Origin of the sequence: Qipengyuania gelatinilytica, assembly GCF_019711315.1 — a bacterium.
GTDB classification, from domain to species: domain Bacteria; phylum Pseudomonadota; class Alphaproteobacteria; order Sphingomonadales; family Sphingomonadaceae; genus Qipengyuania; species Qipengyuania gelatinilytica.
This window is the reverse complement of record NZ_CP081294.1, coordinates 1,517,379-1,543,821: the sequence shown is the minus strand read 5'-3', so window position 1 is coordinate 1,543,821 and position 26,443 is coordinate 1,517,379. Positions and strand designations below refer to the sequence as shown.

25 protein-coding genes are annotated in these 26,443 nt (G+C 64.0%); 13 read left to right on the top strand and 12 right to left on the bottom strand.

Translation table 11 applies throughout. The features are described 5' to 3' along the window. Window positions 1-24: 24 nt before the first annotated feature. On the top strand, window positions 25-1,716 hold the full coding sequence (locus K3136_RS07700) for a M28 family metallopeptidase (RefSeq protein WP_221429764.1): 1,692 nt from the start codon (window positions 25-27) through the stop codon (window positions 1,714-1,716). Between the two features lie 73 nt (window positions 1,717-1,789). On the opposite strand, the gene galU is transcribed toward K3136_RS07700, so the two are convergent. Further along, window positions 1,790-2,677, bottom strand: coding sequence for a UTP--glucose-1-phosphate uridylyltransferase GalU (gene galU / locus K3136_RS07695; protein WP_221429763.1), 888 nt, complete (start codon window positions 2,675-2,677; stop codon window positions 1,790-1,792). Between the two features lie 128 nt (window positions 2,678-2,805). Between galU and murA the strand changes: the two genes are divergently transcribed. Together murA and K3136_RS07685 are read left to right on the top strand one after the other, a co-directional pair. Continuing rightward, window positions 2,806-4,089: a UDP-N-acetylglucosamine 1-carboxyvinyltransferase gene (gene murA / locus K3136_RS07690; protein WP_221429762.1), complete on the top strand. Its 1,284-nt coding sequence runs from the start codon at window positions 2,806-2,808 to the stop codon at window positions 4,087-4,089. 69 nt (window positions 4,090-4,158) lie between these two features. Further along, the gene (locus K3136_RS07685) at window positions 4,159-4,383 is read left to right on the top strand and encodes a hypothetical protein (protein ID WP_221429761.1); all 225 of its coding nucleotides are present in this window, start codon (window positions 4,159-4,161) and stop codon (window positions 4,381-4,383) included. Here the strand turns inward: K3136_RS07685 and K3136_RS07680 are convergent. Next, window positions 4,380-4,679, bottom strand: coding sequence for a ribbon-helix-helix domain-containing protein (locus K3136_RS07680; RefSeq protein ID WP_221429760.1), 300 nt, complete (start codon window positions 4,677-4,679; stop codon window positions 4,380-4,382). The two genes, K3136_RS07685 and K3136_RS07680, sit on opposite strands and share 4 nt — an antisense overlap. Before the next feature lie 152 nt (window positions 4,680-4,831). Here K3136_RS07680 and K3136_RS07675 point away from each other — a divergent pair, with 152 nt between their 5' ends. Beyond that, window positions 4,832-5,596, top strand: coding sequence for a helix-turn-helix domain-containing protein (locus K3136_RS07675; RefSeq protein ID WP_221429759.1), 765 nt, complete (start codon window positions 4,832-4,834; stop codon window positions 5,594-5,596). Between the two features lie 12 nt (window positions 5,597-5,608). Here K3136_RS07675 and phbB read toward each other — a convergent pair whose 3' ends face one another. Both phbB and K3136_RS07665 read right to left on the bottom strand, forming a co-directional pair. After that, the gene (gene phbB, locus K3136_RS07670; RefSeq protein ID WP_221429758.1) at window positions 5,609-6,334 is read right to left on the bottom strand and encodes an acetoacetyl-CoA reductase; all 726 of its coding nucleotides are present in this window, start codon (window positions 6,332-6,334) and stop codon (window positions 5,609-5,611) included. A 135-nt stretch (window positions 6,335-6,469) separates the two neighbouring features. Further along, window positions 6,470-7,237: a hypothetical protein gene (locus tag K3136_RS07665; protein WP_221429757.1), complete on the bottom strand. Its 768-nt coding sequence runs from the start codon at window positions 7,235-7,237 to the stop codon at window positions 6,470-6,472. A 316-nt stretch (window positions 7,238-7,553) separates the two neighbouring features. Here K3136_RS07665 and K3136_RS07660 point away from each other — a divergent pair, with 316 nt between their 5' ends. Genes K3136_RS07660 through holA form a run of 4 tightly spaced genes read left to right on the top strand, consistent with a single transcriptional unit; the run spans window position 7,554 to window position 12,103 of the window. Beyond that, window positions 7,554-8,006, top strand: a complete 453-nt coding sequence (locus K3136_RS07660) for a DUF3576 domain-containing protein (RefSeq protein WP_221429756.1) — start codon at window positions 7,554-7,556, stop codon at window positions 8,004-8,006. Between the two features lie 58 nt (window positions 8,007-8,064). Beyond that, a complete protein-coding gene (gene leuS / locus K3136_RS07655) occupies window positions 8,065-10,578 on the top strand; it encodes a leucine--tRNA ligase (protein WP_221429755.1) in 2,514 nt (837 codons plus the stop codon). Beyond that, window positions 10,578-11,063 carry an LPS assembly lipoprotein LptE gene (gene lptE, locus K3136_RS07650; protein WP_221429754.1) on the top strand — a complete coding sequence of 162 codons (486 nt, stop codon included), beginning with the start codon at window positions 10,578-10,580 and terminating at the stop codon, window positions 11,061-11,063. The genes leuS and lptE overlap by 1 nt, the downstream gene beginning before the upstream one ends. Further along, on the top strand, window positions 11,060-12,103 hold the full coding sequence (gene holA, locus K3136_RS07645) for a DNA polymerase III subunit delta (protein WP_221429753.1): 1,044 nt from the start codon (window positions 11,060-11,062) through the stop codon (window positions 12,101-12,103). Before lptE ends, holA begins: the two co-directional genes overlap by 4 nt. Here holA and K3136_RS07640 read toward each other — a convergent pair. From K3136_RS07640 to K3136_RS07625, 4 genes are read right to left on the bottom strand one after another with little or no spacing between them, the layout of a single operon-like run. Next, entirely contained in the window at window positions 12,100-13,266 is a 1,167-nt protein-coding gene (locus K3136_RS07640) for a nucleotidyltransferase domain-containing protein (RefSeq protein WP_221429752.1), read from the bottom strand. The two genes, holA and K3136_RS07640, sit on opposite strands and share 4 nt — an antisense overlap. Further along, window positions 13,266-13,817: an LptA/OstA family protein gene (locus tag K3136_RS07635; RefSeq protein WP_221429751.1), complete on the bottom strand. Its 552-nt coding sequence runs from the start codon at window positions 13,815-13,817 to the stop codon at window positions 13,266-13,268. The genes K3136_RS07640 and K3136_RS07635 overlap by 1 nt, the downstream gene beginning before the upstream one ends. After that, window positions 13,817-14,485, bottom strand: a complete 669-nt coding sequence (gene lptC / locus K3136_RS07630; protein WP_221429750.1) for an LPS export ABC transporter periplasmic protein LptC — start codon at window positions 14,483-14,485, stop codon at window positions 13,817-13,819. Before lptC ends, K3136_RS07635 begins: the two co-directional genes overlap by 1 nt. Window positions 14,486-14,502: 17 nt before the next feature. Continuing rightward, window positions 14,503-15,123, bottom strand: a complete 621-nt coding sequence (locus K3136_RS07625) for a ribonuclease D (RefSeq protein ID WP_221429749.1) — start codon at window positions 15,121-15,123, stop codon at window positions 14,503-14,505. A gap of 81 nt (window positions 15,124-15,204) precedes the next feature. Between K3136_RS07625 and K3136_RS07620 the strand changes: the two genes are divergently transcribed. The 3 genes from K3136_RS07620 (at window position 15,205) to K3136_RS07610 (ending at window position 16,656) form a co-directional block, all read left to right on the top strand. Then, window positions 15,205-15,885 carry a uracil-DNA glycosylase gene (locus tag K3136_RS07620; RefSeq protein WP_221429748.1) on the top strand — a complete coding sequence of 227 codons (681 nt, stop codon included), beginning with the start codon at window positions 15,205-15,207 and terminating at the stop codon, window positions 15,883-15,885. A 67-nt stretch (window positions 15,886-15,952) separates the two neighbouring features. Then, window positions 15,953-16,273, top strand: coding sequence for a WYL domain-containing protein (locus K3136_RS07615; protein ID WP_221429747.1), 321 nt, complete (start codon window positions 15,953-15,955; stop codon window positions 16,271-16,273). Between the two features lie 20 nt (window positions 16,274-16,293). Next, window positions 16,294-16,656, top strand: coding sequence for a TraR/DksA family transcriptional regulator (locus K3136_RS07610; RefSeq protein WP_247711308.1), 363 nt, complete (start codon window positions 16,294-16,296; stop codon window positions 16,654-16,656). 3 nt (window positions 16,657-16,659) lie between these two features. Here K3136_RS07610 and K3136_RS07605 read toward each other — a convergent pair whose 3' ends face one another. The 4 genes from K3136_RS07605 to K3136_RS07590 form a co-directional block, all read right to left on the bottom strand. After that, window positions 16,660-17,178: an AAA family ATPase gene (locus K3136_RS07605; protein ID WP_282099893.1), complete on the bottom strand. Its 519-nt coding sequence runs from the start codon at window positions 17,176-17,178 to the stop codon at window positions 16,660-16,662. Beyond that, a complete protein-coding gene (locus K3136_RS07600; RefSeq protein ID WP_221429745.1) occupies window positions 17,175-18,611 on the bottom strand; it encodes a glutamate synthase subunit beta in 1,437 nt (478 codons plus the stop codon). Before K3136_RS07600 ends, K3136_RS07605 begins: the two co-directional genes overlap by 4 nt. After that, window positions 18,611-23,284: a glutamate synthase large subunit gene (gene gltB, locus K3136_RS07595; RefSeq protein WP_221429744.1), complete on the bottom strand. Its 4,674-nt coding sequence runs from the start codon at window positions 23,282-23,284 to the stop codon at window positions 18,611-18,613. The genes K3136_RS07600 and gltB overlap by 1 nt, the downstream gene beginning before the upstream one ends. Before the next feature lie 266 nt (window positions 23,285-23,550). Beyond that, a complete protein-coding gene (locus tag K3136_RS07590) occupies window positions 23,551-24,492 on the bottom strand; it encodes a hypothetical protein (protein ID WP_221429743.1) in 942 nt (313 codons plus the stop codon). 224 nt (window positions 24,493-24,716) lie between these two features. On the opposite strand from K3136_RS07590, the gene K3136_RS07585 reads away from it, so the two are divergent. Both K3136_RS07585 and K3136_RS07580 read left to right on the top strand, forming a co-directional pair. Continuing rightward, complete coding sequence (locus K3136_RS07585) at window positions 24,717-25,166, top strand: MaoC family dehydratase (RefSeq protein ID WP_221429742.1); 450 nt, start codon at window positions 24,717-24,719, stop codon at window positions 25,164-25,166. A gap of 62 nt (window positions 25,167-25,228) precedes the next feature. After that, entirely contained in the window at window positions 25,229-26,407 is a 1,179-nt protein-coding gene (locus K3136_RS07580) for an acetyl-CoA C-acyltransferase (RefSeq protein ID WP_221429741.1), read from the top strand. Window positions 26,408-26,443: the final 36 nt, after the last annotated feature.

The following is a 26,443-nucleotide window of genomic DNA, read 5'->3' as shown; positions in this document are numbered from 1 at the left end:
TTTGATTCAGGAGAGAGGTTCCTCATGATCCGGACCACACTGGTTGCCGCGTCGGCCCTGCTGCTCGCCGCTTGCAACACCAATATCGAAGAAGACGCCTCGCAGGCGGGGCTCGACATTCCCGATGTCGCCAGCGGCGATATCTCCGAAGAGACGATGAAGACGGTCACCGAAGAGTTATCGTCGGACGAGTTCGAAGGCCGCATGCCCGGCACCAAGGGCGAGGAACTGACCGTCGCCCTGCTCAAGGAACGCTTCGAAGCCGCAGGTCTCGAGCCCGGCAACAACGGCAGCTGGGTCCAGCGCGTGCCCCTGGTCGAGATTACCGGCAAGGACTTCGCTCCGCTGACCATTTCGGGCGCCGATGAGGAAATGATCTTCGACTATGGGAGCGAGTGGGTCGGCGTGACCTACCGCGAGGATGCGAAGACCAGCCTGGAAGACAGCGAACTGGTTTTCGTAGGTTACGGCATCAACGCGCCCGAACGCGGCTGGAACGATTATGAAGGCGTGGACATGACCGGCAAGACCGCCGTCATCCTCGTCAACGATGCCGATTTCGGTACCGAGAGCCTCGAAGGCCCCTTCAACGGCAAGGCGATGACCTATTACGGCCGCTGGACCTACAAGTATGAAGAAGCCGCGCGGCAGGGCGCTGCTGGCGCGCTGATCATCCACGATACCGCGCCCGCCTCTTACGGCTGGAACGTGGTCGAGAGCAGCTGGTCGGGCCCGCAGGCCTATGCCCAGCGCGGAGAGAACGCTCCGCCGCTCACGATCATGAACGGCTGGGTCCAGAACGAGGTCGGCAAGCAGATCCTCGAGGCGGCCGGACAGGACGTCGATGCCCTGATGGCATCGGCGAAGAAGAAGGGCTTCAAGCCGGTCCCGCTCGGCCTGTCCGCTTCGACCAGCTTTTCGAACGACATCCGGACTTTCGAATCGCAGAACGTGATCGCCATGCTTCCGGGTAGCGAGGCTCCCGACGAGTACGTCATTCACACCGCGCACTGGGATCACCTGGGTCGCTGCACGCCCGCACCCGACGGTGATGACATCTGCAACGGCGCAGTCGATAATGCCACCGGCACCGCTGCGCTCGTTGCGCTGGCCGAAGCACATGCCAAGGCTGGACCGACACGCCGTACTCTGGTCTTCCTTGCCGTGACCGCCGAGGAATCCGGCCTGCTGGGTGCGGACTATTACGCTGCCAATCCGGTGTTCCCGCTCGACCAGACGGTCGGCGGCATCAATATGGACGCCTTCCTGATTGCAGGCCCGAGCAAGGACGTGACCGTGGTTGGTCCGGGCAAGTCCCAGCTCGACCAGTTCCTCGAGGCGGCACTTGCCGCAGATGGCCGTGTGGCGACGCCCAACCCGAGCCCGGAAGCCGGCTATTACTACCGTTCCGATCACTTCGCCTTTGCGAAGCGGGGTGTCCCGATGCTTTATATCGACGGCGGTGAAGACCTGATCGAGGGCGGCACCGAGGCAGGTGCCGCAGTGGCCACGGACTATCGCGACAACCGGTACCACGGCCCCAAGGACGAATACGATCCGAACTGGGACTGGTCGGGCGTGATGGCCGACCTGCAGCTCATGTATCGCCTCGGCCGCATGATGGGCATGAGCACGAGCTGGCCCAACTGGAACGAGGGTGACGAGTTCAAGGCCACGCGCGACGAGAACTGCGCCTCGGCCGAAACCGGCTGCTGATCGCGAGCGAAGCCAAACGAAAAGGGCCGGTCCACCATCGCGGCGGACCGGCCCTTTTTCATGGTCTAAATACTCAGCGCGCGAGCAGGCGCTCTGCGATGGCCCGGACTTCGCTGCCCATGTCCTCGCGTTCGAGAGCCAGTGCGAGCGTTGCCTCTACGAAGCCGGTCTTGCTGCCGCAGTCGTAGCGATTGCCTTCGAAGGTGACGGCGTGGAACGCCTGGTTGCCGATCATCTTGGCCATCGCGTCGGTCAGCTGGATCTCGCCGCCCGCGCCCTTGCCCTGCGTTTCGAGCGTACGCATGACTTCCGGCTGGAGGATGTAGCGGCCCGAAATAATCTTGTTCGAGGGCGCCTCTGCCACCGGCGGCTTCTCGACGAGGCCGGTGACTTCCGTGAGCGTGTCCGACAGCGTCTTGCCCGGCGCGATCACGCCATAGCTCGACACTTCGTCTTCGGGCACTTCGAGGACCGAAATCAGGTTTCCGCCGACTTCGTTATAGGCTTCGACCATCTGCTTCATGCAGCCCGTGCCGCCGTTGTTGGCGATCATCAGCTCGTCGGGAAGCAGGATGGCGAAGGGATCGTCGCCGACAATCGCACGCGCACACCAGATCGCGTGGCCGAGGCCCATCGGGACTTGCTGGCGAACGGTAATGATGTCGCCGGGGGTCGCGCGCGTGGGTTCGAGGACGCTCATGTCCTTGCCGCGCTCTTCCATCATCGTCTCGAGTTCGAAGGCCACGTCGAAATGTTCGACGATGGCCGTCTTGCCGCGACCGGTGACGAAGATGATCTGCTCGATCCCCGCTTCGCGCGCCTCGTCGACCGCGTACTGGATCAGCGGCCTGTCGACGACCGGCAGGAGTTCCTTCGGTATCGCCTTGGTGGCGGGCAGGAACCGGGTGCCGAGACCCGCGACGGGAAAAACGGCTTTCTTGATGGGTTTGTGCTGGTTCATGAGCATGCGGGTTAGGTCCGAGGGGGGAACAGGTCAATCGCTGGTCGGTTGAGCCTTGCAATGGACGGGAGCGATGACAGGCGCATGACGCTTGCCAGAACCCCCGCGAAGACTAAGAGCAGGGGCCCATGGACAAACTTCTCGTACGCGGCGGCAATCGCCTCTCTGGCACTATTCCCATTTCTGGCGCAAAAAACGCGGCGCTCACGCTGATTCCCTGCGCCTTGCTGACCGAAGAAGCGGTGACGCTGCGCAACTTGCCGCGCCTTGCCGACATCGATGGCTTCCAGCACCTGATGACGCAGTTCGGGGTCAGCCACACGATCCCCGGCAAGCGACCGGAAGAGTTCGGCCGCAACGTCACGCTCGAGGCTATGCGCATCACCAGCTCGGTCGCGCCCTATGATCTGGTGCGCAAGATGCGCGCTTCGATCCTCGTGCTCGGCCCGCTGCTGGCGCGTACCGGCGAAGCGACCGTGTCGCTGCCCGGTGGCTGTGCAATCGGCAACCGCCCGATCGACCTACACTTGAAGGCGCTCGAAGCCTTCGGCGCGCATATCGAACTTGCCCAAGGCTATGTGAAGGCAAGCGCGCCCGACGGCGGCCTGCCCGGTGGCGAATTCGATTTCCCCGTGGTCTCTGTCGGTGCGACCGAGAATGCGGTCATGGCTGCGGTCCTGTGCAAGGGCACCAGCAAGCTCATCAACGCAGCGCGCGAACCCGAAATCGTCGACCTGTGCAACCTGCTGACGGCGATGGGCGCCGAGATCGAAGGCATTGGCACCTCCGAACTCACCATCCACGGTGTGAAGAGCCTGCATGGTGCGACCTATCGCGTCATGCCCGACCGTATCGAAGCCGGCTCCTACGCCTGTGCTGCCGCGATTACCGGCGGCGACGTGCTGCTGGGCGGCGCGAATTACGACGACATGGCCTCGACTATCCATGCGCTGCGCAACATCGGTGTCGAAGTGACGCAGGAGAAAGAGGGCGTACGCGTTGCCGCCAATGGTCCGCTCAAGGCGCACAACCTCACCACCGCTCCCTTCCCCGGCCTTGCAACCGACATGCAGGCGCAGCTGATGAGCCTCTTGTGCAAGGCGGAAGGCACCAGCGTGCTCAAGGAAACGATCTTCGAGAACCGCTTCATGCACGTTCCCGAACTCACCCGCATGGGAGCCGATATCGAGACGACCGGCCGTACGGCAATCGTGCGCGGCCCGGTCGAGCTGACCGGGGCGGAAGTCATGGCGACCGATTTGCGTGCCTCGATGAGCCTCGTGATCGCCGGCCTTGCTGCCAAGGGCGAGACGACGGTCCGCCGTCTCTATCATCTGGATCGCGGTTACGAGCGGCTGGAAGAGAAGCTGCAGCTTGTCGGCGCGGATATCGAACGGGTCGGCGACGACTGAGGAAGCTTTTCGGACCTTTTGGCTGCCCCAACCGTTTGTTGGGCAAGCATATTACGAAAGGAACGACCCATGATCCTCAAGCTCGCAGCACTCGGTGCCCTCGGTTATGTCGGCTATCGCTATTACGAGAAGAACCGCGTCGACGAAAACGGCGTGGCCTTTGCCAGTGGCGAACCCGACGGCCAGTTCCGCAACGCCGGTTCGGAATCGACCACTACGCACGACACGATGAGCAAGACCGACGAAGCGCTCGACGAAACCTATCCGGCGAGCGACGCAACGGCCAAGTACTAAGCCTCTTCGGCGACACCATTCGAAAGGGCGGCGGGAGCGATTCCGCCGCTCATTTCGTGCCTGGAGACCATTTCGTGGCTCGCGAGCCAGACGCGGATTGCGCCGGCAAGGCCCGGCGGGGTCTCGCTGCGGATCCGTTCAGCGTCGATCGTGGCGACTAGCGTGTTCACTGCAACACCGCGACGGGCTGCGGCCGATCGCAGCAAATCCCAGAAAATCGGCTCGAGGCTGACCGATGTGCGGTGGCCGTCGATGCGAACCGAGTATTTGCGCGGGGGGTGATAAGGGGTCGTCATGCGCTGCGCCCTAACTGCCTTCGACTCGGCCCGCATTATCATTTGATAGGCAGTCCGAGTCGACCAGCGACCTTTCTTCTCGCGGCCACTGAAATAGGCCACGAATTTTTTGGGGTGGCGAGCCGCCGGATCGCTTTCTAGACATTCGGGCCATGGACCAAGGCTATGACGCACTGACGGAGAAGGAAAGGGAGACCCTTCGCCTGATGGTCCGCGGGCATGACGCGAAGTCGATGGCCAGCGAGCTTTCGCTCTCGGTCCACACCATCAACGACCGCCTTCGTTCGGCACGCCGCAAGCTCGGCGTGACCAGCAGCCGCGAAGCCGCCCGGCTGGTGTTCGAGCAGGAGAGGGAGGTACCCAAAAATCTTGCGGGCAAGGATTTGGGGAGTGCCAGGGCCGGTTCGCAAGCCGATCTTTCCGACCATTCGAAGCCGGTCCATTCCCGGGCCGTCTGGATTGGAGGAATCGCACTCATGCTGACCATCGCACTCGCCGCCGCGCTCGCCCTTGGAGGGCAGGGCGAAACCGACCGCCCAATCGGCGATCCTGCCACTGCGCTGGAAACCGCGCATGCCGACAGGTTCGAGGCCGAGGCTCTCGACTGGCTCGCTCTTGTCGATGCCGGAGACTGGGACGCCAGCTTCGCCGAGGCCGGGCGAACGTTCCGTGATCCCAATACGGCGACCACCTGGCGCGAGGCGTCCGAGGCGGCGCGGGTCCCGCTGGGGGCTGTTCGCGAACGCAAGACCCTGACTGTCAGCCTGATCGAGTCCGCAGGCGAAGGGCGTGACAGCCTCGATCAGGCGGTCGTGCGCTTCGAAACGCGCTTCGCGAACCGCGAAAAGGCGATCGAAACCGTGACGCTCGAAGAAGAGCACGGGAAATGGAGGGTGGTCGGCTATCTCATCGACTGACCGACCGCATCCTCAGTACATGTGCTGGCCGCCGTTGATGCTCATGGTCGAGCCGGTGACGAATTCGCCATGTTCCGACACGAGGAAGCTGACGCCGCGGGCGATTTCGCTGGCCTTGCCGAGACGGCCGACGGGGATCTTGGCGACGATCTTTTCCAGCACCGGCTCGGGCACGGCGGCCACCATGTCGGTGTCGATATAGCCCGGAGCAATGGCATTCACGGTGATACCGAAGCGGGCGCCTTCCTGCGCAAGCGCCTTGGTGAAACCGTGGATGCCGCTTTTCGCAGCGGCGTAATTGACCTGGCCGTACTGGCCTGCCTGACCGTTGATCGAACCGATGTTGACGATGCGGCCCCAGCCGCGCTCCTTCATGCCGGCGAAGACCGCCTTGGCCATGTTGAAGCAGCCGCCGAGGTTGGTGCGCATGACCGCGTCCCAGTCTTCGTAGCTCATCTTGAGGAGCGTGCCGTCGCGCGTGATGCCGGCGTTGTTGACCACGATCTCGATCGGGCCGTGCTCTTCCTCGACCTGCTTGCAGGCCGCCTGCACCGCATCGAAATCGCCGACGTCGAACTTTACGGTCGGGATGCCGGTTTCCTCGGTGAACTTCCGAGCCGCCTCGTCATTGCCCGCATAATTTGCAATGACCGTGCAATCGCGTTCGTCGCGCAGGCGTTCGCAAATAGCGCGGCCGATCCCGCGGGTTCCTCCAGTGACGATGGCAACACGGCCCATAATCGATTCTCCTATAATTTCCGTTACGGAATAGGCGGGACCCTATGCGCCAAATAGTGACGGCGCAAAGGCAAATGCGCCGACGGAAGGCCGGACAATTTGTTCATGCTGTGAAAGGCTGGCTGTCGGGCCGGATCAGAAGCGGATCTGCGTTCCCACGTAGACTGCCTGGTCATCCTCGACCCCGTCGGTAAGCGGGGTGAGACGGTCACGCTCCTGCGACAGGCGCACACCGGCGGTCACGTCGAGGTTGCGGCTGAGACGATAGGAGCCGCCAAGGTCGACCTGCTGCGAACCTGCGCCCTGGATCGTGCGCGGAGTGCTGCCGGCACGGTCGCGCTGTTCGAGGGCGATCCGAGACTGGAAACGGCTCGGCTTGCTGCGATCTTCGCCGCTGTCGAAGGTCGACAGATCAGGCATGGCGATGTCGCGAACACTGTCGCGGACACCTGCCGCCACCGAAGGCGAGGTGCGGGTCGGCTGGGCGAAGCTCTGGAAGCCGCGCGCAATGCCGAGGTTGTAGCGCGTACCGGCAATCGGATTGACCGCTTCAGGCGTCGCGAGAGTCACTGCATCGGGCGCGCTGCGACCCGAAATCGAGCGCGCGGTCGCATCGTCGACGCGAACGGCGAAGTTGACGGTGCGCTCCCCAGTCACGCGCGGCTTGCTTGCCGGAGTGAAGCGGAGGGCGTCTTTGCCGATGACTTCGGCAACCCTGCGCGCGAGCTGCGGGTCGGCCCCGGCAGGTGTGAAGGGAAGGAATTCGATCGATTCGGCAATCGGCGTGGCGGCCGGAGTGCTCACGGCGAAAACCGCAGCAGGCATGGCGAAAGCGAGACCGGCGACAGCCAGCACGGCCGGCGCGAACCGTCCCTTGCCCTTGCTGTGCGACGTCTTGCTCATTGGTGTGCCTCTTCCCCAGTTCTTGCCGGATCGATCACCCATAAAGGCGACTGCCCGATTAATGGTTCCAGAATGGAGTAAAAACGACTCCGGACCAGTGCCTTACCCTAGGCCCCGTGTGCGACGAATGGAAGCTTTTCCACAGGGCGCAGCCCGATACGGTTCGGGGTGTTGCTCGCGGCACACAGAAGGCGTCCGATTAAGCGACGGTTCACGCGCGGCAGGCGTCTATGCCGGTCCTGCGCGCAGGCAGAACTTGCCCCTGTGCGCCGAGGCTTTATAGAGCCGCAGCACCTAAAGGATCCAAGGACCGTTCATGACCGCAATCCGTAATCTCAATCGCCCCCTCGCCGTCGCCGCCGTTGCGCTGGCCAGTCTCGGGCTTGCGGCATGTGGCAGCAACGACCGTCCGCGTGCCGATCTTGCGGCCGCGCAGGTCTCGACCATCGGCGTGAACTCCTACCTCTGGCGCGCTTCGCTCGAAACCGTCAGCTTCGCGCCGCTGCTCCAGGCCGACAGCGCCGGCGGCGTGATCGTGACCGACTGGTATGCCAATCCGGGCAATGCGGGCGAGCGGGTCAAGATGACCATCACTATCCTCGACACCGACCTGCGCGCCGATGCGCTGCGTGTCGCTGCCAGCCGCCAGGTCAACCAGGCCGGTAACTGGGTCGATGCCCCGGTACAGGCCGCCACGGTCCAGAAGCTGGAAGACATCATCCTGACCAAGGCCCGCGAACTGCGCCGCCAGGCGATCGCCGAAAACTAGGCGCCTCCCCCGCGCGAAGCGGGTTCCATTCGCGCCTGAAATCCTTACAGGCATCCACATGAGTGATACCCGTTTCGATCCGGCTTCGGCCGATGCTCGCTGGCAGTCCGCGTGGGACGAGGCGCAGACTTTCCGCGCCGACAGCAATTCCGACAAGCCCAAGAGCTACGTGCTCGAGATGTTCCCCTATCCCAGCGGGCGCATCCATATCGGCCACGTGCGCAATTATACCATGGGCGACGTACTTGCGCGCTACAAGAAGGCGACCGGGCACGAAGTGCTCCACCCGATGGGCTGGGACGCCTTCGGCATGCCGGCGGAAAACGCCGCGATGGAAAAGGGCGTGCATCCGGGCGGCTGGACGCGCGACAATATCGAACACATGAAGGCGCAGTTGAAGCGCCTCGGCTTCGCGCTCGACTGGTCCAGGGAGCTGGCGACCTGCGAGCCGGACTATTACGGCCACGAACAGGCGCTCTTCATCGACCTGTACGAAGCCGGCCTCGTCTACCGCAAGGAAAGCGAGGTCAATTGGGACCCGGTCGACATGACCGTGCTCGCCAACGAGCAGGTGATCGACGGCAAGGGTTGGCGCTCGGGCGCCGAGGTCGAGAAGCGCAAGCTCAACCAGTGGTTCCTCAAAATCACCGACTTCGCCGAGGAACTGCTCGAAGGTCTCGGCAGCCTGGAGAACTGGCCTGACAAGGTCCGGCTGATGCAGGAAAACTGGATCGGCAAATCCAAGGGGCTGGAGTTCAGCTTCGACCTGTCGAATGGCGAAAAGCTGCCCGTCTACACCACGCGTCCGGATACCATTTTCGGCGCGAGCTTCGTTGCGGTCGCCGCCGACCATCCGGTTGCGCAAGCGATCGACAGCGACGCGGCCCGAGCCTTCATTGCCGAGTGCAAGAAGGGCGGCACGACCGCTGCCGAACTGGAGACTGCTGAGAAGCTCGGTTTCGACACCGGCATCACGGCGAAGCATCCGTTCACCGGAGCGGACCTGCCCGTCTATATCGCGAACTTCGTGCTGATGGATTACGGCACCGGCGCGATCATGGCGGTCCCGGGCCATGACCAGCGCGACTTCGAGTTTGCGACCAAATACGGCCTGCCGATCCCGCGCGTCGTCGCGCCAAGCGTCGAGGATGCCAGCAAACCCTTCGACGGCGAGGCCGAGGCGGGCGACGGGGTTATCGTCAATTCGGATTTCCTCGACGGGATGGAGGTCGAGGATGCCAAGCGCGAGATCATCCGCCGCATCGAGGAACAGGGCCGGGGTGAAGGCAAGACCGTCTGGCGCCTGCGCGACTGGGGCGTTTCGCGCCAGCGGTACTGGGGCACGCCCATCCCCTTCATCCACTGCGATGCCTGCGGCGTGGTGCCGGCGCCCAAGGACAGCCTCCCGATCACCCTGCCCGAGGACGTCGATTTCCAGACGCCGGGCAACCCGCTGCTGCGCCACGCGACGTGGAAGCATGTCGATTGCCCCAAGTGCGGCGGCAAGGCGGAGCGCGAGACCGATACGCTCGACACCTTCGTCGACAGTTCGTGGTACTTCCTGCGGTTCGCCAGCCAGCCTGCCGACAAGCCTTTCGATGCGGAAGAAGTCGCCAAGTGGATGCCGGTCGAACAATATATCGGCGGTATCGAGCACGCGATCCTGCACCTGCTCTACGCCCGTTTCTGGACGCGCGCTCTCGCGCATATGGGCCAGATCGACGTGAAGGAGCCCTTCGCCTCCCTGTTCACGCAGGGCATGGTGACGCACGAGACCTACAGCCGCAAGGAAGGCGGCAAGACCGTCTATTACGCGCCCGACGAAATCAGCCGCGAGGCCGAACGCGCCCTGCTCAAGGATGATGGCGGAGAGGTCGGAATCGGCCGCGTCATCAAGATGTCGAAGTCGAAGAAGAACGTCGTCGACCCCGACACGATCATCGACTCTTACGGCGCCGACGCGGTTCGCTGGTTCATGCTGTCCGACAGCCCGCCCGAGCGCGACCTTCCCTGGTCCGAAGCAGGCATCGAAGGCTGCTCGCGCTTCGTTCACCGGTTGTGGCGCCTCTTCGCGGCCTATGACGCTGGCGCTGAAGGCGAGGACAAGGCGCTCGCGCGCAAGACGCACCAGACGATCGCTGCCGTTGCGGAGGACATCGAGGCTCTCGGTTTCAACAAGGCCGTCGCGCGCATCTACGAACTGACCGGCGCCGTCGAGAAAGCCGCGCCTTCGGCCAGCCGGAGCCATGCGATCCGCAGCCTCGTGCAGATGGTCGCGCCGATGATGCCGCACCTTGCCGAAGAGGCATGGGCATCGCTTGGCGAGAGCGGCATGGTGGCCGATGCTGCATGGCCGCAAGTCGATCCGGCGCTGCTGGTCGAGGACGAGGTCACCATCGCCGTCCAGCATAAGGGCAAGCTGCGCGACACTTTGACCGCGCCCAAGGGCGCGTCGAAGGAAGACCTCGAAGCGATGGCGCTCGCATCGGAAAAGGTGCAGCGCTCGCTCGACGGTGCAGAAATCCGCAAGGTCATTGTCGTGCCCGACAGATTGGTGAATATCGTCACCTGATGCGCATTCTCCTGACCCTTGCTTCCGCCCTTTCGCTCTCGGCATGCGGGCTTTCGCCCATGTATGCTGGCGGCGGCAGCGGCGAGGTGGCTCAGGGGCTGGCAGCCGTCGATGTTCCGCCCATTGCGGGCAAGGCCGGATGGCTGGTGCGCAATGCGCTGGTCGACAAATTGGGTGCAGCCGGTGTCGCGAGCCCGCGCTACCGTCTCGATGTCCGGCTGGACGACAGTCTCGAAGGGCTGGCCGTCCTCGCCGACGATACGGTCAGCCGCGAGCGACGTACCTTGCGCGCGCGCTACCAGCTGGTCGATGCCGCCACCGGTGAAATCCTGCTCGACGCGACCGAAGGGACCGACGCCGGTATCGACGTGGTGTCGAGCGAATATGCAACGATTGCCGCCGAACAGTCCGCGCTCGAAAACCTGTCTCGCGAAATCGCCGATCGCATCGTGACCCGCGTCGCGCTGACGCTGCGGGACCAGTGAAACTTACCGGACGCGACTTCGCTGCCAAGGCGCGCGGCGCGGCGGAGACCTGCAAGGTCTTCTTCTTCTGCGGACAGGATGAAGCGGGCGCGAGCGCTGCCGCGAACGACCTCGTCGCCATGCTCCCCGAACCGGGCGAGCGGGTCGAGATCCCCGGTGCGGAACTGCGCGCCGATCCGGCGAAGCTGGGCGACGAAGCCCGCTCGACTTCGCTATTCGGGGACAAGCGCCACATCTGGTCGCGCGTTGCCGGAGACGAGGCGCACGAGGCGCTCAAGACCCTGCTCGAAACCGGCGACATGGGCGCGGGCGGGGCTTGCCCGGTGATCGTCGTCGCCACTTCGGCCACTGACAAGTCGCGCACCGCCAAGCTGCTCGAAAAGCGCAAGGATGCGGTGGTGGCGATGTTCTACCCGCCCGACTTGCGGTCGGTGACGCAAAGCGTGCGCGGCATGGGCGATGCCGTCGGCGTCCGCCTCGACGGGGCCGTGGCAGAGCGGATCGCCCGTGCCGCCGGCCTCGATGTCCGCCTCGCGCAGAGCGAAGTGACCAAGCTCGCCACCTATCTCGATGCCAGCCCGCAATCGCCGCGGCCCGGAACGATGGAAGATCTGGACGCAATCGGTGCCGCGACCGAGGAAGACGGTTTTGCTAGCCTCGTGAACGCCGTGCTTGCCGGGCAGGGACCGAAGGTTGCCGCCGAGATTGCGCGGATGAAACAGGTTGGTCTCAATCCGGTCGGTACGCTGCTGGCGGTCGAACGGCGCGCAGCCCAGCTGGCGCGGATTTCCGCTGCACTGGGCAATCGCCGCTATCAGGATCTCGACAAGGGCGAGAAGGCGCGGCTCGGCATATTCTGGAAGGAAGAGCGCGAGATCGCCGAGCAGGTCCAGCGCTGGCGCGGCCCGAAGCTGGACCGGCTGACATTGCGCCTGACCGAACTGCACCGCGAATTGCTGACCAACAGCCAGTCTTCGGAATTGCTGCTGGCACAAGGCCTGACCGGCATTGCCCGCGTCGCCGGCGCGGGTCGCCGCTAGCCCTCCATCCACTTCTGCAGTTTCGCCGTGGCCATCCCGTTGCGGCGGGTCTGCGGCGAGAGCATGCTTCTGGCGAGCGAGAGGGACCTTCCCGCCAGCTGCGCCGTGCGCGCGAACATACCGCTGTCTTCTTCGGCCCGGTCCAGGGGATGCTGGCCGAGCCTTTCGCCCAACCGCCTTGATGCCATAGAGGCGATAACGCTGACATCCTTGCGCGCATCGAGGTCCTGCACCAGCAGCGATTCGGTCTGGTCGAGCATCTCGGCCTCGATGGCATGCGGACATGATGTTTCCGCGAGGAATCCCGGGCGTCGCCATCTATCGACCAATGAGAAGATCAGGGCAGCCGGACGGTCGAATCGCTCGCGCCTGGCGCGTTCCCAGAATCCGGCCCAGTCGATGCGGTGCTGCGCGCACCACAGATCGACATCGACGAGTGCCATCGGGCCGACGTTGAGAAGATGCGAACAGGCTGCGTGGACCACCAGGTGGACCAGCATGTCTTCGGCTGCAGGGACGGCTGCCCCCAGCCTGTCATCGTGGTGCGCGCGCGCCATGATCTGCCGGTCGTCACCCTCGGGCATGGGCGCGCCCGGCAGCGGTGCACTTCCCCAGATGTGGCTGTGAAGTTCGCACATCACCCCTTCGTGCGAATACAGCGGGGGCATATGCGCCATCACCCTGGCTGCACGCCCCAGTTCAGTCACATCGAAGTCGGGTCCGCTCCAGCCAGCCTTCGCGAGAAGCTCGTAGGCCCGCGGCGCCATTTCTTCGGCGACCAGTATGTCGATGTCCCGCATCACGCGCTCTGCGGGGCCGGGCCAAACCGTCCATGCGAGCGCAGAGCCTTTGAGCGCGATGGCGGCGATGTCCTCCTTCGCGAGGAGACCCACAATCTGGAGCAGGGCACGCCGCTGGGCGAGGATCGCGATGCCGTTGGCGCGGTGCGCATCCGCCCATCCGGCGGCGATCATGTCGGGAACGCCTCCGATTTCCCCGCGCGATATCCTGCCGTGGAGGAAGGGCTTCAACCGGTGCTCTTCGGCGAGCAGGTCGAGATCGCGCCAGTCTTCCTGCGAGAGCGAAGCGCATTCTGCGGAACGGTGCCCGCATAGCGCCAGCAGCGCCCGCCCGATCCGGGCGCGCTGGCCCGTCCCGGTCATCAGTTCTCGGGAACGGAGAAAGTGCCCGTGACCCGGCCGTTGGAGGAATTGCCCTCGCCCGTCACCGAGGAAGAGCCGCTCGAGCGTCCGTCGATGCTCGACACCCCGCTTGCAAGGTCGATCACGAGGCGGCCGCCATTGAGCGTGTCGCCGCCGCGGTTGAGGCGCACATTGCCCGCCATGGTGATGATACGGCGGTTGAAGTCGTAGACCGCCGTATCGCCCTGCGCGCGCTCGTTTCCGCGCGTCACGCTGACGCCCCCGGTGGCCATGATTCGCTGGATCTGCAGCGTACCCACGTCCGAATAATTGACGATCGTGCGGTTGGCATTGAGCGTCAGCCCTGCCTGCGTGATGATGACATTACCGGAAAGCACGACGCGGTCCTGGCGGTCCTGCAATTCGATGCGACCGGCGTCGAAACTGACCGGAGCGTTCGAATTGTGGCTTGCAATCGCCTGCGCGGACAGCTGGATGCCGCCCAGCGCCACGGCGGTAAGCGCAAAGCCTGCGGCGGCGCTCTTGATCATGGTGGGGACGTGGCTTTTCATCACGGCATCCTCAGCTTTCCGGGTTCCATGCGCAGTTTTGCATTGCCCGACAGGGTTATCCGGCGTTCGGTCAGGTCGGCATCGAGCCGGTTGGCGCTGAAAGTGCCCGCGGGCACTGCGCCCTCGACACCGCCAGAGCCTTCGAGTGTCTTTGCCTCAAGGTCGAGCGATACGCCGCTCGCGCGCATGCGATAGCCATCGGCGGCTTCCATGCGCATGGTGCCGTTGATGGCGACCACTTCCTCGTTGATGTCATATTGCCCACCCGGCGCTTCGACGCGAGCAGGCCCGTCGTTCATCAGCAGGCGGGCGACGAGATCGTCCATCCGCACGATGCCTTCCACGCTCGATTTCTGGACGGCTTCGCCAGCGGTGAGCGAGAAGGGCCGTCCCTGTTCGTCCTGTCCGCGGTAGAGCGCATTGTCGACACGCAGCCGCTCGGTGATCACGGCCACTTCGTTGCGGTCGAGCAGGAAGCTGATCTCGCCGCGCGGGCTCAGGGGCGTAATCACCATCAGCGCGGCGACGACGCCAACGCCCATCGGCAGCGTGCGGGCGAGGAACTTGACCAGCTTGTCATGGCTTCCGCCCGGCGCAGCGAATTGCTGGCGGCGCGAGCGCAACTGCTTCGCCTCCTGCGTTTCGATCCTGCGCTTGCTGAATACCATGACGACCTAACGCTCCATCAGCCCATATGGCTGAATATATCGTGATCCTGCCATCCCAGGATGTCGAGATGGGCGCGTGCAGGAAGGAAATCGAAACAGGCCTGCGCAAGTTCCGTGCGACCTTCGCGTTCCAGCCTGCGGTCGAGTTCTTCCTTCATCCGGTGGAGGAAGCGCACGTCGCTCGCGGCATATTCGCGCTGGGCCTGGTTGAGTTCGGGGCCGCCCCAGTCGGACGACTGCTGTGCCTTGGAAATATTCTCGCCGAGCAGTTCCTCGACGAGGTTCTTCAGGCCGTGGCGATCGGTATAGGTGCGCACCAGCTTGCTGGCGATCTTGGTGCAATAGCATGGCGCCGCAGTGACCCCGAGATAATACTCGATCGCGGCAAGGTCGAAGCGCGCGAAGTGGAACAGTTTCAACCGCTCCGGATCGCCCAGAACCGCCTTGAGGTTGGGCGCGTCATAGGTGCTCTCGGGGCCGAAGCGCACGAGATGCTCGTCGCCATTGCCGTCGCTGATCTGCACGACACACAGCCGGTCACGGATGGTGACGAGACCCATGGTTTCGGTATCGACGGCCACGGGGCCATCGGCGAGGACGCCTTCGGGAAGGTCTTCTTCGTGGAAATGAACTGCCATAGAGGAGGGCCTTAGGCGCATCGTGGATAGGAGGGAAGGGGCCTCTGGTCGCCGGAGTGTAGCCGGTCCAGAATGCGACCTATGAGCGAGAGCGTACCTGCGGGCTGGAAGACCGTCCTCGAACCTGTGCTGGCGAGCGAGGAAGCACGCCAGCTGGGTGGCTGGCTGCGTGCAGAGGAAGACGCGGGCAAAACGGTCTATCCGCCGCGCGGCAGCCGGTTGAAGGCGCTGGAGCTTACCCCGCTGGACGCAGTGAAGGTCGTGATCCTGGGGCAGGATCCCTACCACGGGCCGGGTCAGGCGATGGGCCTGAGTTTTGCCGTTCCAGAAGGCGTCAAAGTGCCTCCCTCCCTGCGCAACATCTACAAGGAGCTGGAGGCGGACCTCGGTATCGCGGCGCCTGCCCATGGCGACCTCAGCAAGTGGGCGCGGCAGGGCGTGCTGCTGCTCAACAATACGCTCACGGTCGAGGCCGGGCAGGCGGGCAGCCATGCCGGGCGCGGCTGGGACGCGGTGACCGATGCCTGCGTCGCGGCAGTGGCGGCGCGTGAAGCGCCATCCGTGTTCATCCTGTGGGGCAGCCATGCGCAGGCCAAGGCAGAGCGGATCTCGGGGCTACGTGATGGGCGGCATCACCTTATCGAGACCCCACACCCGAGCCCGCTGTCCGCCTATCGCGGGTTCTTTGGCTCGCAGCCTTTCAGCCGGTCCAACAGCTTTCTCGAGGCGAACGGACGCGGGGCGATCGACTGGTCCGTCTGACCGGGCGCATTGTGACCGTTCACATTTTTGGTTGCAATTGCCGCCCCGATGCGCTGTTCATGCTGCAATGCAACATGAATCCACTTTCAACTTTGTGCAGGCCGTCCTGGCCGAAGCGATGCGCAAGCGGCTCATGATCAGCGCGGTCTACAATTCCAGCACGCTGACCCTGGCCCCCCATCAGATCGTGCTGCGCAATGATGCCTTCTATCTGGGATCGGTCAATCCCAACAAGAGCCGCCGCGTCGACGAGGCTCCCGCGCTCGGCTATTTCAAGGTCGATGGTTTGTCGCAGGTCAGCCTGACGGACGAGCCTTTTGACCCGCTCCCTCCCGAAGCCTGCCTGCCGGTACGTGACGACGATCAAGTGATCGCCAGCCTCGACTGAGGCGCTTTTGCCTTCGTGCGATGGACGCGCGCCGCGATGTCGGACACCATGCGCCCATGACCGAGAAGGAAGCCAAGGAACGCCTGATCGCACGGCGCGAGGCGCTCGACGCTGAAGACGCGGCGAATGCGGATTCTCGAGACACGGTCGAATTGCAGCAGGACAGCGTCGGCCGCCTCAGCCGGATGGACGCATTGCAGCAGCAGGCGATGGCCCAGGCCACCGCGCGGCGAAGAGTGGCCGAACGCACACGGATCGAAGCGGCGCTGGCGCGGCTCGAGGAGGGCGAATGGGGCTGGAGCACGGCTTGTGGTAAAGAGATCGCCGAGAAGCGGCTGGCGCATGATCCAAGCGTGGCAAAGTGTGTGGAGTGTGCGGGTTAGGACTTAACCTAGCCCCAGTTCCCGAAGCACGAAATTCGCGCGTTCTTCAGTCTCGGCTTTAGGAAGGTAGATGAGCTTGTAGCCAAGCTGCGGCAAGCGGCGCTTAAGGTGTTCGGACTCGGCTCTTGCCGTATCAAAAGAGTGCTGCCTGCCCTCATCCTGCGTAAAAATCTCCCGCCAGCAGTCCGCGAAAAATATGCTTTGGCGATAGGGTCGCCCGCGTCCGAGCGAGTTTTCCAATGTCGGGCCTCCCATCCGCTCTTTAGCGGCGAGAGCATCGAGCAGGCCGCGGTCGAAAAAGCATAGAGCGTCTGGTGGTGCCTCCTGCAAATCTGTTACCGCGAGCTTCTCAGCTTCCTGAATGAAGCCCTTCAGGTCAGTGATCGGATCGACGCCTTTTGCGATAACCCGGCGCCCCGGTTCGCCGACGGTTAAAAGCGATCGTCGCCACAACTCATCGAGCAAGGTTGTTTTGCCTGCACTTGAGCAGCCCGTAATCAAAACGTGATTAGGCGAGTTCACCTCGGCAGGTCGCTAACCCCCATCAGCGCCTCGTCTACAGCCCGTGCGCACTGGCGGCCTTCACGGATAGCCCAGACGACCAGGCTCTGGCCGCGTCGCATGTCGCCGCAGGCGAAGACGTTGGGTTCGCTGGTGAGATACCATTGCGTGTCTGCAGCGACATTGCCGCGGCCGTCCAGTTCCACACCTGCCCGGTCGAGCAATCCGCGGCGCTTGGGGCCGGTGAAGCCCATGGCGAGGAGGATGAGGTCGGCCTTGAGCGTGAACTCGCTGCCCTCGATCTCCTTGATCTTGCCATCGACCCATTCGATGCGCACGCATTCGAGACCGGCGACATCGCCACCTTCCTCGACCACGCGCTTGGTCATCACCGCCCAGTCGCGCTCGACGCCTTCCTCGTGGCTGGAGGAGGTGCGCAGCTTTACCGGCCAGTCGGGCCAAGTCATCGCCTTGTCCTCGTGCTCGGGAGGCTTGGGCATGATTTCGAGCTGGGTGACGCTCGCCGCGCCCTGACGGTTGCTGGTGCCAACGCAGTCGCTGCCGGTGTCACCGCCGCCGATCACGATGACGTGCTTGCCCGTCGCGGTCAGGCTGCCGCGCGGGGCGGCGCGCACTTCGTCGTCGCCCGCATTGCGCTTGTTCTGCTGGGTAAGGAATTCCATAGCCAGGCGGACGCCCGACAATTCGGAGCCGGGGATGTCGAGCATCCGCGCTTCTTCCGCGCCGCCTGCCAGAACCACCGCGTCGAAATTCTCCTTCAGCGCCTCGAAGCTGACTTCCACGCCGACTTCGCTCGACGTGCGGAACTGGACGCCCTCGGCTTCCATCTGCACCGCGCGGCGGTTGATGAGGTGCTTCTCCATCTTGAAGTCGGGGATGCCGTAGCGAAGCAGTCCGCCGATCCGGTCGGACTTTTCGAAGACGGTCACCGCATGGCCTGCGCGGGCAAGCTGCTGCGCGGCGGCGAGGCCTGCCGGGCCCGAACCGATCACGGCGACCGACTTGCCGGTCTGCTTTTCCGCCGGCTGCGGCTTGACCCAGCCTTCCTTGAAGCCGCGGTCGATGATCGCGCATTCGATGCTTTTGATCGTCACCGGCGCGTCGACGATGTTGAGCGTGCAGGCCGCCTCGCACGGGGCGGGGCAGATGCGGCCGGTGAACTCGGGGAAGTTGTTCGTCGAGTGCAGGACTTCGAGCGCGTTCTTCCAGTCGTTTTCATAGACGAGGTGGTTCCAGTCCGGGATGATGTTGTTCACCGGACAGCCGTTGTGACAGTAAGGAATGCCGCAGTTCATGCAGCGCGCGGCCTGCTTGCGCAGTGCCTCTTCGGGCTGCGGGACCGTGAATTCCTTGTAGTTCTTCAACCGCTCCGCGGGGTCGATATACGTGCGATCCTCGCGATCGTATTCGAGAAAGCCGGTTTCCTTGCCCATTACTCTGCAGCCTCCATTGCCGCATCCTCGCGCTCGTCCTCGAGCGTCTTGAGCGCGCGTGCGTAGTCGCGCGGCATCACCTTGCGGAAGTTCTTCAGTTCGTTCGCCCAATCATCGAGCAGCGCCTTGGCGCGGGCCGAGCCGGTGTGCAGGTGGTGACGTTCGATCAGCACCTTCAGCCGTTCGGCGTCGTGGTAGAGCGGATCGCCCATGCCCGGATTGTCGACACTGACGGCGCGCTGCTGCGGTTTGCCCCAGCTCCTATCAGCGCCGTCGCCATCGCCCGGGTGCACGTCGAGCACGTCGACCTGCGCGTGGTTGACGAGGCGGGTGAACTCGCCGTCGGGATCGTAGACATAGGCGATACCGCCGCTCATGCCCGCGGCCACGTTGCGCCCGGTCTTGCCGAGGATGCAGACGGTGCCGCCGGTCATGTATTCGAGCGCATGGTCTCCCGTGCCCTCGACCACCGCGACAGCGCCCGAATTCCGGACCGCGAAACGTTCGCCTGCAACGCCTGCGAAATAGGCCTCGCCCGCGATCGCACCGTAAAGGACGGTATTGCCGACGATGATGTTGTCGGTCGGCTCGCGGCCGACGCTTTCCGGCGGTTTGACCGCAATGCGGCCTCCCGAAAGGCCCTTGCCGACATAGTCGTTTGCATCGCCGGTCAGGCTCATGGTCACACCATGCGCGAGCCAAGCGCCGAAGCTCTGACCGGCGACCCCGGTCAGGTCGATGCGGATCGTGTCCTGCGGCAGTCCGGCATGACCGTAAGCCTCTGCGATCCGGCCCGAGAGCATGGTGCCCACGGTGCGGTTCACATTGCGGATCTCGCGGCTGACCTGGACCGCCTGCCCGCTTTCGATGGCCGGCTTGCAGGCCTCGATCAGTTCGACGTCCATCGCAGCGCCAAGGCCGTGATCCTGCGTTTCGGTGTGGTGGAGCGGCTGGCCTTCGCGCATCGAGACCGCGTGAAGGATACGGGTCAGGTCGACGCCATGTGCCTTCCAGTGACGCGTCACGCGGCGCATGTCGATCTTGTCGACGCGGCCGACCATTTCCTCGACCGTGCGGAAGCCCATTTCGGCCATGATCGCACGCAGTTCCTCGGCGACGAAGAAGAAGTAGTTGATGACGTGTTCGGGCGTGCCGGTGAAGCGCTTGCGCAGTTCCGGGTCCTGCGTCGCCACGCCGACCGGGCAGGTATTGAGGTGGCACTTGCGCATCATTATGCAGCCCGCCGCGATCAGCGGGGCGGTGGCGAAGCCGAACTCGTCCGCGCCCAGAAGCGCGCCGATCGCGACATCGCGGCCCGTGCGCAGCCCGCCGTCGACCTGCACCGCGATGCGGCTGCGAAGATCGTTGAGGAGCAGCGTCTGCTGCGTCTCGGCAAGGCCGATTTCCCAAGGGGACCCGGCATGCGTCAGGCTGGTCAGCGGGCTTGCGCCGGTGCCGCCTTCATAGCCCGAGATTGTGATGTGATCGGCCTTGGACTTGGAGACGCCTGCAGCGACCGTGCCCACGCCGACTTCGGACACCAGCTTCACCGAGATACGGCTGTCCGGCTGGACGTTCTTCAAATCGTGGATCAGCTGCGCCAGATCCTCGATCGAGTAGATGTCGTGGTGCGGCGGCGGCGAGATCAGGCCTACGCCGGGCGTCGAATGGCGCACCTTGCCGATCCGCTTGTCGACCTTGTGGCCGGGCAGCTGGCCGCCTTCGCCGGGCTTTGCACCCTGCGCCATCTTGATCTGGATATCGTCCGAATTGACGAGATATTCGGTGGTTACGCCGAAGCGGCCCGAAGCGACCTGCTTGATGCGGCTGCGCATCGAATCGCCATTGTCGAGCGGGCGGAAGCGTTCGGGCTCCTCGCCGCCTTCGCCAGTGTTCGAGCGGCCGCCGATACGGTTCATCGCGATGGCGAGGGTCGAATGCGCCTCGTGGCTGATCGAACCGAAGCTCATTGCGCCGGTGCTGAAACGCTTCACGATCTCGGCAGCCGGTTCGACTTCCGAAATGTCGAGCGGGCGCTCGGCCTTCTCCAGTTCCATCAGTCCGCGGATCGTCAGCAGGCGTTCGGACTGCTCGTTGATCGATCGGGCGAAGTCATCGTAATTCTTGATGTCGTTGCCGCGCACGGCATGCTGCAGGCTGGCGATATTCTGCGGGGTCCAGGCATGGTCCTCGCCGCGGATGCGATACTGGTAGATCCCGCCGACATCGAGCATGCCCTTGTAGAGCGGGCTGTCGCCGAAAGCCTGCGCATGGCGCTTCACGGTCTCGCGCGCGACTTCCTTCAGGCCGATGCCCTCGATCGTGGTCGCCGTGCCTGCGAAATAGGCTTCGACGAATTCGCTCGACAGGCCGACTGCGTCGAAGATCTGCGCGCCGCAGTATGACTGGTAGGTCGAGATGCCCATCTTGGACATGACCTTGAGGATGCCCTTGCCCACGCCCTTGACGAAGTTCTTCTGGACTTCCTCCGGGTCGAGGTCGGGCAGCTTTTTTGCACGAAGTTCCTCGAGCGTTTCGAAGGCGAGATAGGGATTGATGCCTTCCGCGCCATAACCGGCAAGCGCGCAGAAATGATGCACTTCGCGCGCTTCGCCCGTCTCGATGACGAGGCCGGTCTGCATGCGCAGGCCCTGGCGCACCAGCTGGTGGTGGACCGCTGCCGTAGCCAGCAGGGCGGGCATGGCAATGCGCTCGGGCCCCTGTTCGCGGTCCGACAGGATCAGGATATTGGCATCGCCGAGCACGGCCTCGGTCGCGGCCCAGCACATTTCCTTCAACGCCATGGCGAGGCCATCGGCGCCGGTGCTGGCATCCCAGGTGATGTCGATGGTGGCCGTGCGGAACGCGCCATCCAGCGCCACCTCGACCGAACGGATTTTCGCCAGGTCGTCATTGGTGAGGATGGGCTGGCTGACTTCGAGGCGCTTGTGCGTACCGCCATCGCGGCCGAGCAGGTTCGGGCGCGGGCCGATCATCGACAGCAGGCTCATCACCAGCTCTTCGCGGATCGGGTCGATCGGCGGGTTGGTGACCTGCGCGAAGTTCTGCTTGAAATAATCGTAGAGCAGCCGGCTCTTTTCGCTGAGCACGGCGATCGGCGTGTCGGTGCCCATCGAACCGATCGGATCCTCGCCATTGGCGGCCATCGGTTCGAGGAAGCGCGAGAGGTCTTCCTGCGTATAGCCGAATGCCTGTTGGCGCTTGAGCAACGGGATGTCGCTTTCGGCGATCTCGGAAAGGTCGGGCTCGATATGGTCGAGGTCGGCGAGCTTGTACTGCGCCCTTTCGAGCCATGCCTCGTAGGGCTGTGCTGCGGCGAGTTCGGCCTTGAGTTCCTCGTCCTCGACGATGCGTCCCTGTTCGAGGTCGATCAGCAGCATCTTGCCCGGCTGGAGGCGCCACTTGCGGGTGATGTCTTCCTCGGCGAACGGCAGCACGCCGCTTTCCGAAGCGAGCACGACGAGGTCGTCCTTGGTGGTGCACCAGCGTGCGGGGCGCAGGCCGTTGCGGTCGAGGCAGGCGCCGATTTGCTTGCCGTCGGTGAAGCACACGGCAGCGGGGCCGTCCCAAGGCTCCATCAGCGCGGCATGATATTCGTAAAAGGCGCGGCGCGCGGGATCCATCTGCTCATTCTTCGCCCAGGCTTCGGGCATGAGCATCATCATCGAATGCGCCAGGCTGTATCCGCCCGTCAGCAGCAGCTCGAGCGCGTTGTCGAGGCAGGCCGTGTCCGACTGCCCGTGCGGGATCAGCGGCCACATCTTGTCCAGGTCGGCGCCCAGCAGTTCGCTCTCCATCGTGCGGCGGCGCGCTTCCATCCAGTTCACATTGCCGCGAACCGTGTTGATTTCGCCATTATGCGCCATGAAGCGATAGGGGTGCGCGAGACGCCAGCTGGGGAAGGTGTTGGTGCTGAAACGCTGGTGCACGAGACCGAGCGCCGAAACGCAATCGGGATCGCGCAGATCGTCGTAGAAACTGCCGACCTGGTTCGCGAGCAGCAGGCCCTTGTAGACCACCGTGCGGCTGGAGAAGCTCGGAATATAGGCCTGGCTGAGGCCCGGAATATCGTGCTTTTCCTCGAGCGCGGCGAGCGGGTTGAGCGTCTGCTTGCGGATGACCACCAGCTTGCGTTCGAAGGCATCGTTGTCGACGCAGTTCGTGCCGCGCGCGATCACGCATTGGCGGATCACCGGCATCGATGCGATCACTGCATCGCCAAGCCCGTCGAGGGTGGTCGGCACGTCGCGCCAGCCCACGACGCGCTGGCCTTCCTTCTCGGCAAAGCGTTCGAGCTGCTTCTCGACGAATTCGCGTGCCTCGTCTTCCTGCGGGAGGAAGCACATGGCGAGCGCGTAATCGCCTTCGCCCGGCAGCATGTGGCCTTCGGCTTCGGCCCATTTGCGGATCAGCGGGTCGGGCGTCTGGATCAACAGGCCCGCGCCATCGCCCAGCAACGGGTCTGCGCCGACCGCGCCGCGATGGTCGAGATTGGCGAGGATGGTCAGCGCCTGTTCGATGATCGCGTGGCTTTTCTCGCCCTTGATATGCGCGACCATGCCGACGCCACAGGCATCGTGTTCGTTACGCGGATCGTAGAGGCCCTGCGTGTCGGGCCCCTTACCGGGAGCGTGATGAGCCGGAACCTGCATGCGCCGAAGCGTCCTCCTCCAAAACCCGTTTTCCGACCGGCTCTGGTGCGCGGCAGGACGAACGGAAATTGTGCAGCGCCGCATGCGCGGCCGCCAAAATGTCGCGAGGGAGCCTTTTGCAGGCAAGATATCAGTTTTGCAATGGCGCGGGAGTGAAGCAAAATTTCACAAGGGCCAAGAAATCCCGATCTATGCCGCATTGCAGCATAGGAGAATAGGTATCCGCAAGTTCGCGCTTGGCCCCGCTATCTGGCCGCGTCGCGGGCTCAGTCGCCCGGCTTGCCGACCTTGCCCAGCTTGTCGAGCGCATGGCGCAATGCTGCCTGCGGGTCATAGGCCGGTTCGGCCGGAGCGTTGCTTTTTTCCGGCATGGCGCGTGTCGCCTCCCGGCGCAGGAAGGCGATCACCGGATCGTCTTCGGCTGGCTGGCCCAGCTGCGATTCGCTTTCGTCCTCGGTGGCAATATCGTCATCCGCTTCGTCCGGTGCGGGTTCCCGCGGCTCGGCGGGAGCCGCGCGGCGGTGGCTGGCGATCGCAGCACCCAGTCGTGCTTCGAGCTCTGCCAGCGACAGATCGCCCAGGGAGGTTTGCGTGTCGACCTGTTCGACGGGCGCCTTGTGCTCCTCTTCGGTCTCGACCGGCTCGAACTCGGCTTCCTCGACAAGGGGCTGTGGCTCGTCTTCGACGTGGCCTTGAGTTTCCCATGCTTCTGCCGGTGCGGCATCGACCCTGTCCCATTCGTCTTCGGGCTCGTGGGCTGCGGGGATCTCTGCGAGGATTTCCTCGAAGGCGCGCTCCGGTTCCTGTGCGGGCTCTTCCTCGACCTGCGATCCGATGTCGGAGGTCCCGATCCCGTCTTCTCCAATGTCCTCGCGTGCGGAGAAAACGCGGCGACGACGCGGTTCTTCGACCTCGTCTTCAGCCCAGTCGTCGTCCTCATGCATTGCAAGGCCGGGGGCAATGGCGCGCGGACGGGTGGCCGCCACGATGCGTCCGGCAATCACGAGGCCGAGCACGAGGCCGAACACTCCGGCAATCGCCGAGACGACCAGCGGACCGCCAAGCCCGGTTGCCCGGAAGATGGCCGCATGGACATTGGCCGGCATGAGGAACAGGCCTCCGCCCAGCAGTGCCGCGAACCAGAGCGCGACAGCCGGTTTGAACCAGCTGCGCGTGGTGAGGCCGCTATCTGTCCAGTCGTCGCTCATGAAGATCCCGTGGTTGGTCGAGCCCGGTGTTTAGCACCGCTTGGTTAATTGCGCGATAATGGCAAGGCCTTCGTGCGGCCGCTGCGCCAATCGCCCGAGCGGGTCCCGCCATGCCGTAACGGCAGGTTTCCCGCAGTTGCGCGAGGGTGTTCCATGCGCCATGAGTCCGCCCGCAAACGCGATCCAGAGTCGCGTAAACACGCAGTTTTGCAAGGAGAGCAGGAATGACCCCCCAGGACGTAGCAGCCAAGGTAGGCGAACAGGTCGGCACCAGCGAATGGGTCGAAATGACGCAGGAGCGGATCAACCAGTTCGCCGATGCGACCGGCGATCACCAGTTCATCCATATCAATGAAGAAGCCGCCAAGATGACGCCGTTCGGCGGCACGATCGCCCACGGCTTCCTGACCCTGTCGATGATCCCCTACCTCACCGCGAACAGCGACGTGCCGCGGGTCGATGGCATCAAGATGGCGGTCAACTACGGTGGCAACAAGACGCGCTTCATCAACCCGGTTCGTTCGGGCAAGCGTATCCGCGGTCACTGGAAGATGCTGGAGATGACCGAGAAGCGTCCCGGCCAGTGGCAGCAGACCATGGAAATCACCATCGAGATCGAAGGCGAGGACAAGCCTGCCCTCATCTGCGAATGGATGACGATGTATTTCGTCTGATCCCCCCCCTCCTCCCCAGGAGGACCAGACGTTCAACACCAGACTAGAATTAAGGAATGACCATGCGTGACGCAGTCATCGTTTCCACCGCCCGTACCGGTATGGGCAAGGCCTACAAGGGCGCTTTCAACTCCACTCCGGGCGCGACGCTCGGCTCCTATTCGCTGAAGCCCGCTATCGAGCGCGCCGGCATCGATGCAGGTGAAGTCGACGACGTTCTGTGGGGCGCCGCGCTCCAGCAGGGCGCGCAGGCAGGCAACCTCGCCCGCCAGGTCGCTTTGCGTGCCGGTTGCCCGATCGGCGTGTCCGGCATGACCATCGACCGCCAGTGCTCCTCGGGCCTGATGACCATTGCTACGGCTGCCAAGCAGGTCATCACCGACCGCATGCAGATCGTTGCCGCCGGTGGCCAGGAATCGATCAGCCTCGTGCAAACCAAGGAAATGCGGGTCATGCCCGATCCCGAACTGCTGAACATGCATGGCGCGATCTACATGCCGATGCTCCAGACGGCAGAGACCGTCGCCCAGCGCTACGGCATCAGCCGCGAAGCGCAGGACGAATATTCGCTCCAGAGCCAGCAGCGTACCGCCGCAGCCCAGGAAGCCGGTATCTTCGACGACGAGATCGTCTCGGTCAGCACCACGCACAAGGTGATGAACAAGGAAACCGGAGAGGTTTCCGACGAGGACGTGACGATCGCCAAGGACGAGGGCAACCGCCCCTCGACCACGCTGGAAGGCCTCGCCTCGCTGCAGCCGGTCATGGGCCCGGGCACTACGATCACGGCCGGTAACGCCAGCCAGCTTTCGGACGGTTCGGCTGCGGTCGTCGTCATGGAAGCCAAGGAAGCCGAAAAGCGCGGCCTCAATCCGCTCGGCCGCTACATCGGCATGGCGGTTGCCGGTACCGAGCCCGACGAAATGGGCATCGGCCCGATCTTCGCGATCCCCAAGCTGCTCGAACGCTTCGACATGAAGGTCGAGGACATCGACCTGTGGGAGCTGAACGAAGCCTTCGCCGTGCAGGTGCTTTACTGCCGCGACAAGCTGGGCATCGATAACGACAAGCTCAACGTCAACGGCGGCTCGATCTCGATCGGCCATCCTTACGGCATGACCGGCGCACGCTGCGTCGGCCACATCCTGCGCGAAGGCCAGCGCCGCAAGGCGAAGTATGGCGTCGTCACCATGTGTGTCGGCGGCGGCATGGGCGCAGCGGGCCTGTTCGAGATCTTCTAGGACAGGCACCCGCTCCTTAGCGGCAGTCTTCCGAGC